Genomic DNA, 13,456 nt, shown 5'->3' with positions numbered 1-13,456 from the left:
TAATCAAGCACTAACGTTAACCAAACATATATATAAAAAGGGAATAGGATCAACATCTATACATCATTTTGCGAATTATATATTAAGCCAGTATTAATACCGAATATCTTTCAGAATTTAACCAATATATCTTATTAAACAATCAATAAAATAAAGATAAAAATAGAAAATTTAAAATTAAATATATAAAAAAACAAAAAACATATGTCTATTTAACAAAAAACAGTTCTTAATATTTTGTTAAATAGTCAAAAAACTGCAAAACAAATAATAATTCAAACTTAACACAAATACAATGATTAATATTCACTAACTGATACTATTTATTATACATTTGTAAAAACACCTTATTAACAAATAAATATAATATGCAAATTGTTTCAGTCAAAACCCCTATTGATGATTTCAGTATGCTAAAAGAGCTTACTGAAATTGAGCAATTAATAGAGAAAGCAAAGAAAAAAGGAGAACAAGTGATCTATTTAGACACTCTTTCTTACCAGAATCACATGTATCTAATTAAACAAAACTATGTGATTAAGAAGTTTATTAAAAAAACTACTTTATTTTCTTTCCTCAGGAGACCTAAAAAGTACTACGCTATTCGTTTTCCTATGGAACATGTATCTTAGAATAGTATCGATCTTTTTATAAACACTATAACATCATCTTAATTTCGCTTTACACCTTATTATTTGAATTAAATACGTTTATAAAAGCTATTCTATAAAAGCCCCCTAATTCTATCCTATCTAATAGAGATAGAGTAAATTACAAAATGATAGCTATCAGAATTGGTAGCTATTTTTTTATGCACAACAGCTTTAAAAATTTACTAGTCAATTGCGAATACCTATAAATTTTAACATTCATAAGTACTATTAAGATAAATAAAAAAATACAATAATTATTTATCTAATTTCATATAAAATAACACATATAAATCTCATTTTGTGATTAAAAACAACAATTATGATATTATTGTTAAAAATGGTGAACGCACAATTTCTTGAGTGAACAAGGTCTTTTCCAATTTACCTTTGGCTATATTTGAGATAACAACAAACACCTATTTAACGATGAAAATTGTATCTGTAAAGAATGCAATTGAGTTCAACATACACTCTGAGTATGAAAGATTGCAAGACCAAATTGATCAAGCTAAATTAAAAGGCCAACGTTCTCTTTATTTGGAAGAATTACATTCTGAACTACATCTGAAACTAATCATGGACAACTTCCAAATTAAAAAGATTATTAAGAATATGTCCCCTATTCCATTTATAAAGAGAAATAAAAAGTATTATGTAATTAATCTTTAATCTTTTAATTAGAAAACTGAGATAATCAGAGATATCTCTCTTCTTAAAATGTTTTGTAAGTATAAACTAACCTAACATTTTAATTCCTTACTAACTTTACACAAAAAGGCACCACTTTACAATGGTGCCTTTTTACTTATAACTATTCAAAGTTTAACCAATACCAATGGTATAAACTTCAAAACCAATATTTTCTAATTCTTTTTGATCTAATATACCTCGACCATCAAAGACAAAAGCAGGCTTTTGCATCTGCTGATAAATCCTTTTCCAATCCAAACCAATAAACTCATCCCACTCGGTTAAAACTGCAATTGCATGCGCTCCTTCAATTGCACTATAAGCCTCTTGATGGGCTATTAACCGCTCGGAATTTATATCACATGAGCGTACATTAAGATAGTCCAAATCAGCCAACATTTGCATCTGTGTCACCTTTGGATCATACACGTGTACACTTGCTTGTTCCTCTATTAACTCGTTAGCTATATAAATAGCGGCAGATTCCCTGGTATCATTAGTATCTTTCTTAAATGCCCATCCCAAAAAAGCAATCTTCTTGTCACTAACTGTATTAAATAAAGTCGTGACAATTTTTTCAGAAAATCTCTTTTTTTGATGATCATTCATTATAATGACTTGCTCCCAATACTGGGCAACTTCATCCAAACCATAAGATTGAGCGATATAGACTAAATTTAAAATATCCTTCTGAAAGCACGAACCTCCAAATCCAACAGAAGCTTTTAAAAATCTATTGCCAATTCGAGTGTCAGTACCGATAGCTCTAGCGACCTCATTTACATTAGCTCCAGATACCTCACACAATTCAGAAATAGCATTGATGGAAGAAACTCTTTGTGCTAAAAAAGCGTTTGCTGTTAACTTCGACAATTCTGATGACCACACATTCGTTGCTAAAATCCTATCACTTGGTACCCAAGCTCTATAAAGCGAAGCAAGTGCTTCTATAGCCTCATTACCTCTTTCTGTTTCAGCTCCACCTATAAGCACGCGATCAGGCTCTAAAAGGTCTTTAATAGCTGTTCCTTCTGCTAAAAACTCAGGGTTAGACAATATCTGAAACTCTACACCATTTCCGGTTTGATCTAAGATGCGCTTGATGGCTTGAGCCGTGCGAACAGGTAATGTGGATTTTTCAACAACAATTTTACTTGATTTAGAAACACGTGCTATTTGTCTTGCACATAATTCAATATATTTAAGGTCTGCAGCCATCCCCTTACCTTTTCCATAAGTTTTAGTCGGGGTATTAACAGAAATAAAAATCATATCTGCCTCTTCTATAGCTCGATCAACATCTGTATCAAAAAAAAGATTACGACCTCTAACTTGTGAAACTATTTCTCCAAGTCCTGGCTCGTAAATTGGAAGTTCATCCATATTTTGACTATTCCACGCATTTATTCTTTGCTGATTAACATCAACCACAGTAACTTGAATATGGGGATTCTTTTGCGCAATAACAGACATAGTTGGTCCACCAACATAGCCTGCACCTATGCAACATATCTTTTGAATCTTATACATCTACAAACCATTTTAGATTTAAACCTGCAAGTTAATCTTTTTAACCTTTAGCTAAAAAGTTTAAAGAAAAGTTCTATTAATAAAAAAAGCACAACAATCTCTTGTTGTGCTTTGTATATCTTATCAAGGGCTATTAACCTAATTTAACCACTTTACTATTCTCTTTTTCAGCTACTTCACGGCGTAATGAACTACTTGAAAAACGGTGATCTCTACAATTGTAATAAAGCTCTATCCCTTTTTCTTCACAGTAAACTCTACCTGTAAAGTTCTTATCTTTATACTCATCTCCTAAGATTCTAACATCAATCTTAAAAGAACGCAATATATCTTCTAAGTCTTGTTCTGTTGCATAAGGAACAATCTCATCTACAAACTTACAACCTTTTAACTGAATGTATCTTTCAACAACAGTTTGTGTAGGTTTGTTTTTCTCTGGACGATCAAGTGTTGGATCTGTTTGCAAACCAACGATCAAGTAATCACATTGACGTTTAGCATCTTCTAACATCTTTACATGACCTGCGTGCAATAAATCAAATGCACTAAAAGTGATTCCTATTTTCATAATAATTTCTTCTTAGTTTATTTTCGTTTCTAACTAAATGGACAATAATAAACCATACTTTTTCCTTAATAACCTTTCCTTTTCTAACCAATTTTTTTACTACAAAACACTTCTAATTCGCAGTTCCTCATCAAGGGAATCAATGTATTAACTCAAAGTATTCTAATCCTACTGTTTAAAATTTCAAACAAATAATGAAGGATTATAAAAAAATTATGCTTCGCAAAAGTAATACTATTTTTACTCTTAATAAAATTAAATTTTAACATTTAAGAAAAGATAAGATTACCTTCAATACTCTTTTTATCAAAATACAACCCTACATCCAATCCATCTTGTGACAAAAAAAGGCATATAACCGAAATTATATGCCTTATATTAACTTGTACAAATAGATTAACTCAAGATATAATATCGTGAATCACACAAGCTATTTTTGCTATTGAGAAGCAATAAAGTCCCCACTACTATTGTTCTCTGTTGACAAAAATAAAAATCTTTCTTAAACAAAAAAGTTAATAACGCGATTTTAACGTTAGATTTATTTCTTAATATGTGATTTATTCTAAATTTAGAATCTCTTTATACGCAGAACTAAGTTTATTGATAATATCAGAGGCTAATATACAATGAGGGTGTTTATCTTCAAGAACAAAATCTCCAGCCAGACCATGCAAATAAACTCCAATAAGTGCCGTATGTTCACTATTGTACCCCTGTGCTAAAAGCCCTGTTAAGATACCTGTCAATACATCACCTGTTCCTGCAGTAGCCATTCCCCAATTACCCGTAGAATTAAAGTAAATATCACCAGATGGCAAAACTATTTCACTATGCGCTCCTTTAACAACTACAACTACGTTATGCTTAGCTGTAAAACCTTTAACTAACTCCATTTTTTCAAAATCTGATGTCCAACCACCAAGTAACCTTTCTAATTCTTTTGGATGAGGAGTTAAGATACTTCCAGGAGCTAAAAACTTAAGTAAACTATTATCTGATGCCAAAATGTTTATAGCATCAGCATCAAACACCATTGCCTTATTTGTGTTATCCTTCAAAAATGCAGCAAATCCTTTTACAGTGTCTGCGTTTTGCCCCAAACCTACACCTATACCTATAGCTTGATAAGAATCAGTTTCTGGAAATAAACGAATATAATCAGCTTCATTATCAGTTAAACACATCACTTCACTGATTGTTGACTGTAAAATTGAATATCCACATTTTGGCAAATAAGCAGTTACTAACCCTGAACCAATACTAAGAGCTGCTTTACTCGCTAATGCTACTGCTCCAATTTTACCATAACTTCCCCCAATGATTAAGCTATGACCAAATATACCCTTATGAGCAAACTTAGTAGGAGTGTGTAATAATTCTTTAACTATTGCTTTATCTAAATAATAATTTTTCGTTTCGAACAAACTAAGCGTTTGTTCATCTAAATTGATATCCACTACTGTAAAGTCTTTAGCCCACTGTGCAGATTCTGGCAAAAGCAAAGCTAATTTAGGCGAACCAAAAGTATAAACCATATCCGCTTTAAATACAATAGAGTCATTAGCAGTGGCAATATCAGCAAACATACCTGATGGCATATCTATGGATATTCGGTCTTGACACACGGCAGTATTTAGCAAATCAAACACTTGTTTCCACTCTGAATCAATTGCTTCTGTTAAGCCCATTCCAAAAAGAGCATCAATGATAATATCGTCTTTTTTAATAACAATATTGTGCTTGCTTGGCAAGAACTTCTCTATTTTAATTCCTCTATCATCAAGCATTTCTTGGTTCTGACTATTATCTGGAGTATACTTCTTGTTTTGATGTAAATACACCTTTACAAATGCTCCTGCCTCTTTTAATAATCTTGCAATAGCTAAACCATCGCCCCCGTTATTGCCTTTTCCACAAATAATCACAAAGCTATTGTGATACAACTTATGTCTATCCTTCAGTATTTCTACAACTTTACTTGCTGCTCTTTCCATCAATTTGAAAGAGGAAATATATTGATTATCAATCGTTTGTTTATCTAACAACTGCGCTTGATCGGTCTTTAGTATTTTCATGACTGTGTTTTTTTCAAATGTTTAAGGGGTTAAACCAATGTAATATTAAGCATAAAATGCACCATATTGTACAACAGACTAAATGTATACCTTATTTACACATAAAGCAAAGGTATTTCTTGTTGTAGATTAAGTATCCAAGCTCTTGTCCTATCCTATCTTTGCCTTAACAAAAACAAACAAAACAATCAAATGAAAATAACCGCATTTGCAGCAAGTAACAGCTCAAGATCAATAAACTTAGAATTAGTAAAAAACGTAGCAAGTCAATTCAACAAAGACCAAATCAACCTATTGGATCTAAACGACTTTGAAATGCCAATATATTCACAAGATAGAAATGATAAAGGAATCCCTGAAAAGGCTACCAAATTTAATGAGATAATGCAACAAAGCGACGTAATCATAATCAGTCTTGCTGAGCACAATGGAACCTTTAGTACTGCCTTTAAAAATATCTTTGATTGGGCTTCAAGAGCCGATATGCAAGTATTTAAAAATAAACCAATGTTATTGCTTTCAACCTCTCCTGGTGCAAGAGCAGGTATGGGAGTTATGCAAGCTGCTCAAAGTATCTTTCCTTACTTTGGGGGCAATATCAAAGCTAATTTCTCTTTACCAAGTTTCCACGACAACTTTAAAGATGGACAAATTGTAAATGAGCAATTAAAGCAACAATTGGAATCAACTTTAGAAAGCTTTAAACAAGCTTTGTAATTTTTTTCATACACTAACTTTTTATAATTGTGTTATTTCCCTATAATCGATGCCCAAGGTTATAGGGATTTTTTATTGGCATAAATTAAGTGATAAATTCCTGATAACACCAATACACTAATGAGCTTTAAAGGAAACTCTCACTTTAAGTACTAACTTAATTAAACGTTATAAAAAAAACGAAAAAATTATTCACTGGGTAAAGGTTTCCTAATTCTTTGCGCATTTCGTACTTTTGTAAAACCTTACACAAAGTGCTTGTTTTGTTTCAGAAAACGACATCCTTGTACTTATCTACTTTTATGTAATAACCATTAAGCTAACAAAACAACTTACTAGCCCTATTATTACATATAATAAAAAAACTTAAAAGACTATGAAAGATAATTTTTTTGTCACTTTAGTAAGACAAGAAAGTAAAACGCTATTTAAACTCAAACACAGTGAACGTTTATGGCATATTCCATTAATGGCTATGCTGGCAACGGGAATCCCACTATTAACCGGATGGTACTTTGACAACTTACAAGCTGGACTATTAGCCTGTTTGGCAGGGCTTGTTATTCTATACCTTCCCTCTAATATTCCAACACCTCAACGCATGGTAACCATGCTTGTTTGTTCCTTTGGATTCATGCTTTCCTTTGCCGTCGGAATTACCTTTAGTTTTAACCTATACCTATCGGCTGTTGCCTTTGGTATATTCACAACAGCGGTTCATTGGTTAACCCTGTATTTTAACACAAGACCACCTGGTAGTTTCTTCTTTATCATGGTAGCTTCGATGTCCAGTAATATGCCTTTTGAATTAGCCACCATACCCACAAGACTTGGATATGTGGTTATGGGAACCATGTTTGCTTGCACCCTTGCCCTTATCTACAGCATTATTGTAGGCAAAAAATACAACAGTACAAAAAGAATACAACTCATAAAACCAGTGCCAATAAAAGAGCAATTAGACTATCTAATTCGCGCTATAATTGTCGGTAGTTTCATGTTTATAGCTTTAATGGTCGGAAACCTTTTGAAATTCGATAATCCTTATTGGATTCCGATCTCATGTGCAGCCATTATGCAAGGAATCTCTCTGTATCACGTTTGGCAAAGAGCACTTCAACGCATTACAGGTACTTTTATTGGTTTAGCGCTGTGTTGGATATTAATTTCCATATCCGACTCCCCTTTATACTTTTGTATTTGTATAATGTTCTTACAGTTTGTTATCGAAATGTTTATCTCGCGAAACTACGCTGTTGCAGTGATTTTTATAACAGCTCTAACGGTACTACTTGCCGAGGCTGCTAACCCCATTATCACCACACCAAACATCTTAATTAAAACGCGTTTTATAGATATTGTCATCGGTAGTTTAATTGGAGGTGTAGGCGGTTGGTTTTTACATCACGAATACCTTCGAAACCAAACAAGAGATCGTTTACGTACAACGCGATTACAGCTGTTAAAGCAAAGTAGAAAAAAACGAATCAAACAAACTAAATAAAAAAGGACTGCCAAAGAGCAGTCCTTTTTAGATTCAATGAATACCAATCTGTTTTATTTATTTCCGTGATTATAATCATTCTCTTTGTTAGGCGTTTTATACGTCCATTTATTTCCGTAGTCTGGCGCCATCTCACCTGCTAATGAAGTTGAGAAGTTACCACCTTCGGCAGCTGACAAACGAACAATTGTCTTATTCCAACGCTTGTAATCAAACCAATCAAATCCCTCACCCCATAATTCAAGACCTCTGTATTTTACAATCTCTTGGAATAATTCATTCCCATTTTTGTTAACAGTGTAATCCGGATCGCGGTTAGTCTTAGTATTAAGCTCAACTAATAATTCGTTAGCCCCTGCTTCGTCTCCTAAGTAGTATTTTGATTCGGCTTGAATTAACAACATTTCTGAAGCTCTAAAGTGATTCAAATGACCTACTCCTGGCAATTCGTTAGCCTTAAACTTAAATTGCATATAAGCAGCAACTTTTGCAGCACCATCAAGATCAGGATACTTCTCACGAGCATCTACATTCATTTGGGCCTTAGCACTTTTAACAATTCCATCATCGTGGTTATATGAGTCTGAAGGATAAGGTCTTGGATCAAGAAATAATCCTTTTCTAATATCTGTATCTGGCAAAACATCATACAATTCTTTAGCTATGCGCTTAGGGTAAGATTTTACTTGAGTTGTATTAGCATTATACCCCACATAAGCAAAGTAAGAATAGTAGTGCAACTGCTCTGTACTAGCTCCATAACTACTCCAAATCCATTCAGAGTTTGGCGTTGCAAAACCATTTTGATACTCCTCGGTTGTCATTAAAGGATACTTCTCACGAGCTAAACCAGCCTCTTGTGCAGCTGTAGCATAATCTTGTCTATTTAGAGCTGCTCTTGCATGAATAGCGTGAATCACGTCTTTATTAATAACAAAGTTCTCAGCCTTACGATCAAAATTCGTACTACTAAAAAATGCTTTAGCATTATTTAAATCCTCATATATCTGAGCATAAACATCTGCCATAGTAGCAAACTCTAAATCTTTAGGCTCTTTATTTGTCAAGCGCAATGGCAAAGCTTGGAACTTACCATCGTTACTATCAACCCAACGCTGTCCATAAATTTGCAACAACATAGTATAGGCATATGCTCTATAACCTAATGCCTGCGCTTTTAGGTCTTTTTTATCGCTTTCTGGTCCTGTTGCCGAATCAACATTTTCAATTACGTCATTTGCATTACCAATCAACATATAATAATAATGCCAAGGAAAGTAATTGTAACTACTATCTAAAGTTAAAAAGTGTTTACCCATTACTTGATCTCCAGCCGCACCTTTCATGTTTGCTCTGAAATTCTGACCTGGGTATTCTCCATAGTATAACTTTATAGTCCCCTCTCCATTGAACCCCTGAGAACTAATATGTTGAGCAGTCATAATCTTTGCCAGACCATTAACTAACATCTTTACATTCTCAGTGGTCTGAAATACTACATCTGGTGAAGTCTTATTTGTTGGGTCTGTATCTAAATAATCATTACTACAAGATCCAAGCGACATAACTGCTGCCAAGGCAGCATATTTTAAATAACTAATTTTCATAAATATATTTTTTAGAAACCAACATTAATTCCAAAAATCACTGTACGAGGCACTACATATCCATTGTAATGTATTCCGTTCCATGCTTGTTGCGGGTTCATACCTTTTAATTTAGTAAAAGTATAAAGGTTCTCAACACTTAAATTCATACTTAACGATCTCAATTTTAATGATTTCAATAAGTCTTTGTCAAAATCGTAGTTTAATGTCAAAGATTTAATTGCTAAATAAGATGCATCTTGTAAGAAACGGTCTGAAGTCGCGTTAGCCTCTGTTGAAGTTCCAAAATCTACTCTTGGCGTTCCATTTGAATCTAGTCGATTAGCAGATGATTCAGTCATACCCTCAGGCGCTCCATTCCAAGAATTAAGAATATCCTTGTGAAGAGCCCCTGGTGAACTCGATGCAGTCATTAAACTCTTATATGAATAATCTAATATCTTCCCTCCAATTCCATAAGTTAACAAAGCTGAGAAAGTAAAACCTTGGTGTTTTAAAGATGTAAAAACACTTCCATCCATTTTCGGTAGTGCATTTCCTGACCATCCTTTCTTAGCATAGCTTGTTAAATTAGTATATGAATTACCATTGATCTCAATAATATTCTCTGCAGGAATCTCAGCAATATCATTGTTCTCAGTATCTAAATAATATAAAGCATCTCCTGTCATTTGATCTACACCTGCATATTTATACAACCAAAAATCGTAAATACTTCTTCCTTCAACACGTTTAAATGAACCAGAAACAATTCCATTTTCTCTGTTCTCCTCCGGTAAAGTAAGGATTTTGTTTTTTAACCATGTTGCGTTTGCTCCTACATTCCACTTCCAGTTTTTATTGCTGATAATATCAACGTCAAAAGAAACCTCAATACCTCTGTTGGAAATACTTCCCACATTACTTGTAATATATGTGTTAGCACTTGTCGGAGATAAAGATCCCATTGATAAAGGCAATTGTAAATCCATTAAAAGATTTTGAGATTGTTTGTCAAAATACTCAACAGTTAGATTCATTCTCTTAAACAATCTTGCGTCAACTCCAAAGTTTGTAGAAGAAGAAGTCTCCCATTTCAAATCTTTATTTTCAACTTGATTCTTATACAATGCAGGTCTTCCACCATTTAATGTTATACTATACAATGGTTTAGCTGCATAATCGTCAACCGATCTATCGTTACCCACTTCACCATAAGAAGCTCTAACTTTTAAATAATCAATGAACTTAACATTAAAGAAATTCTCATTGCTAATTACATAACTACCACCAACTGACCAGAAGTTACCCCATCTGTTATCTGGGTGAAACTTAGATGAACCATCTCTTCTGAATGATCCCTCAACAAAGTACTTATTAGCATAGTTATACTTACCTCTTGTAAAGTAACCTTCTGTTCTATAAGTATCATCATAATCACTTAAAGCACTCATTTCAGAGAAATTAGCCCATTGAATCATACCCGGGAATGTCTCATTAGTCTTTCTACCTGATAAATACGATCTTTCTTGACTGTAATTCTCATGTCCAGCCAATACTTCCATATGGTGCTCCCCAAATGACTTCTCATAATTAAGGATTTGTTGGCCAGTATAGGTTTTAAATCTGTAGATTTCTCTTCTTGAACGACCTATATTTCCTTTTCCATCACCAATTACAGCGTTGTCATACTTTCTCTCTTCAGAGTTACGCACGTTTAAATCTCCTAACACCTTAAATGTCAATCCTTCGTATAACTTAAATTCTCCAAAGAATTGTCCACTTAAATTATTGCGTACTGTATATTGTTGATTCAATTCATTCTCTTGAATTACGTGGCGTCCTACGTATTGCTTACGAGTATCACCTCCCTCATCATAAACCTTATTACCCATAAGATCATAAACATAGTCACCTGTTAACTTGTCGTGTAAATGCACCGGGTAAATAGGAGCAATATTTCTACCATACATAAATGGATTTCCATAAGAACCATTGTTATCAACCGGATCGGCACTAATACCATTTTTCTCAGAGTGAGCTCCTGAGATATTAGCACCAACTTTCAACCAATCATTTACTTGATAATCAGCATTCACTCGACCTGTAAAACGCTTGTAATCAGAAGAATTAAAATAACTTTCGTTATTTAAGAAACTACCTGAGAAATAAGCCCCTCCTTTATCGTTGGCTACTCGTCCGTTCATATTTAAATCTTGATATAATCCTGTACGTTCAATTGGCTTATACCAATCAAGGTCATTTTTATATCCTGCCAATATTGAAGCCTCAGGAACTAAGTTTCCATTTGCATCAAATAAGGCAGTATCTGGAACATTATAGATATTAAGTCCTAAGATATCAGAAATTAATTTCTCACTTGCTAAAGCAGAAGCTTGTTCACGAGAAACTCCTTTCTTAGGGTCAATCAAACTATTTCTATATCCCGTCCACATTGTTTCCATAAATTCATCTGGTCCAAGACGATCATATTCCTCCATTCCACGAGTATAAACTCCTTGTTTCATGTTGAAATTAAAACTCCCTGTCCCTTTAGATGCTTTTTTAGTAGTAACAAGTACAACTCCATTAGATGCTCTATTACCATATAAAGTAGAAGATGATGCATCTTTTAATACCGACATACTATCAATATCATTAGGATTGATATCTGAAAGATTTCCTGAGAATGGAACTCCATCCACTACTATCAATGGAGAGTTACTTCCACTTTTAGTTGAAAACGATGAAAAACCTCTAATGCGAATCTCTGGTTCAGCTCCTGGTTGTCCAGATGTATTATTTACACGAACCCCTGATGCAGCTCCCTCTAAAGCTCCTAAAGCATTGGTTGCTGAACGCTTTGCAATTTCTTCCGAACCTACCATTGCTACCGCTCCAGTTACTGCTTCTTTAGAAGTAGTTCCGTAAGCAATTACAACAACATCATCCAAGACTTGATCATCACTCTCTAAGACAATCTTATATGAATTTTGCTTTCCAATCTTCACATGTTTTGTTTTGTAAAACACATAAGAAACCTCTAAAACCTGTCCTTCAGATACACTTAATGAAAACGCTCCGTTCTCATCAGCTCCTGCTCCTTGGTCTGTTCCTTGTATTAAAATGGATGCTCCAATAAGCGGCAATCCATCAGCGTCTAATACAACACCTGAAACTGCCTTCTTATTTTGCGCCCAAGCCATGTTTGTTAAAACAAACAACAAAATAATTAAGTAATTTTTTAATTTCATAAAGTTAGTTTTAAGATTTTCTTCACATCGGCGAATATATCACAAATCAAACAAAAAAAAACTTAAAGTAAAATTTTGAAACATTTTTTATACAAATAATTTAATATAAAAAGGAAACTACAATAAATATTGTATAACAATATTTCGAAACATTAAAAATATATACATTTTATTAACACAAAATCATCCTGAAAAATCAGTAATAAAGTCAATTAAAGTTAAATAAAACAAAAATACATTAACACTCACTTAACAGACAGTATTTGTCAAAAAACAAGCCCTAAACCAACAGATACATAGGCTTTATCAATGTTAAAATAGAAATCAAAAACACCCCTTACTACTTATTAATCAACACCTTAAACAAAATTAATGGTGTTTTTTATCTTTTAAAGAAAGACATTCTTCTTCACAAATAATTTTATCTGATTGATTTACAAGGCAAAACACTACACCAACCAATTCAAGGGGCTGTACTTTTTGTCGTAAATCCCAAAAAGGCAGTAGAAATTATTCAAAGCAGAGCTGCTTTTAAGTATCAATTTACTTGATTAGTAAACACGCGCATATTAAAACTGCTTTCTGTGCTGTTTCTCTAGGTGTTGCTTGGGGTTTTCTTTTAATAAAACGTTTTGTCAGCAAAACCACATTCAATAAATATCCCTAGTAAGTGCAAACTTAATTGCACTAATTCAAAAATTAAAATACCTAATACATGCCATCATTACACCTAAAAAAAAATACTTTGATTAGATCACAATAGGTTATAACTAATCAAAAGCCGTCTAGAAAAGACAAGAAGTATGTAGTTGGTTACACGGTGCAATTGCTAAAAAATGAGGCACTATCCTACATTTTTAAAAGGCCATTTGGATA

Annotated in this window: 9 protein-coding genes; 4 read left to right on the top strand and 5 right to left on the bottom strand. The window is 33.3% G+C overall.

Annotated features, from left to right (window positions below):
* Positions 1-368 precede the first annotated feature (368 nt).
* Both NWE55_RS13090 and NWE55_RS13085 read left to right on the top strand, forming a co-directional pair.
* Positions 369-632: a hypothetical protein gene (locus NWE55_RS13090; protein WP_155093073.1), complete on the top strand. Its 264-nt coding sequence runs from the start codon at positions 369-371 to the stop codon at positions 630-632.
* A gap of 447 nt (positions 633-1,079) precedes the next feature.
* Positions 1,080-1,322 (top strand): hypothetical protein, encoded by a 243-nt coding sequence (locus NWE55_RS13085; RefSeq protein WP_155093074.1) that lies wholly within the window; start codon positions 1,080-1,082, stop codon positions 1,320-1,322.
* A 153-nt stretch (positions 1,323-1,475) separates the two neighbouring features.
* On the opposite strand, the gene NWE55_RS13080 is transcribed toward NWE55_RS13085, so the two are convergent.
* The 3 genes from NWE55_RS13080 to NWE55_RS13070 form a co-directional block, all read right to left on the bottom strand.
* Complete coding sequence (locus tag NWE55_RS13080) at positions 1,476-2,873, bottom strand: UDP-glucose 6-dehydrogenase (protein ID WP_160339716.1); 1,398 nt, start codon at positions 2,871-2,873, stop codon at positions 1,476-1,478.
* Positions 2,874-3,006: 133 nt separating this feature from the next.
* A complete protein-coding gene (locus tag NWE55_RS13075) occupies positions 3,007-3,441 on the bottom strand; it encodes an adenylyltransferase/cytidyltransferase family protein (RefSeq protein ID WP_155093076.1) in 435 nt (144 codons plus the stop codon).
* 560 nt (positions 3,442-4,001) lie between these two features.
* Positions 4,002-5,519: an NAD(P)H-hydrate dehydratase gene (locus tag NWE55_RS13070; protein WP_258204171.1), complete on the bottom strand. Its 1,518-nt coding sequence runs from the start codon at positions 5,517-5,519 to the stop codon at positions 4,002-4,004.
* Positions 5,520-5,711: 192 nt separating this feature from the next.
* Between NWE55_RS13070 and NWE55_RS13065 the strand changes: the two genes are divergently transcribed.
* Complete coding sequence (locus NWE55_RS13065; protein ID WP_155093078.1) at positions 5,712-6,236, top strand: NADPH-dependent FMN reductase; 525 nt, start codon at positions 5,712-5,714, stop codon at positions 6,234-6,236.
* A gap of 376 nt (positions 6,237-6,612) precedes the next feature.
* Complete coding sequence (locus tag NWE55_RS13060) at positions 6,613-7,740, top strand: FUSC family protein (protein ID WP_258204170.1); 1,128 nt, start codon at positions 6,613-6,615, stop codon at positions 7,738-7,740.
* Positions 7,741-7,793: 53 nt separating this feature from the next.
* Here the strand turns inward: NWE55_RS13060 and NWE55_RS13055 are convergent, their stop codons facing one another.
* Positions 7,794-9,347 (bottom strand): RagB/SusD family nutrient uptake outer membrane protein, encoded by a 1,554-nt coding sequence (locus NWE55_RS13055; protein WP_258204169.1) that lies wholly within the window; start codon positions 9,345-9,347, stop codon positions 7,794-7,796.
* Positions 9,348-9,358: 11 nt separating this feature from the next.
* Positions 9,359-12,580, bottom strand: coding sequence for a SusC/RagA family TonB-linked outer membrane protein (locus tag NWE55_RS13050; RefSeq protein ID WP_155093081.1), 3,222 nt, complete (start codon positions 12,578-12,580; stop codon positions 9,359-9,361).
* Positions 12,581-13,456 lie beyond the last annotated feature (876 nt).

Source organism: Myroides albus, assembly GCF_024722315.1.
Lineage (GTDB): Bacteria > Bacteroidota > Bacteroidia > Flavobacteriales > Flavobacteriaceae > Flavobacterium > Flavobacterium album_A.
The sequence above is the reverse complement of the archived record's forward strand: the minus strand, read 5'-3'. Positions and strand labels throughout refer to the sequence as shown.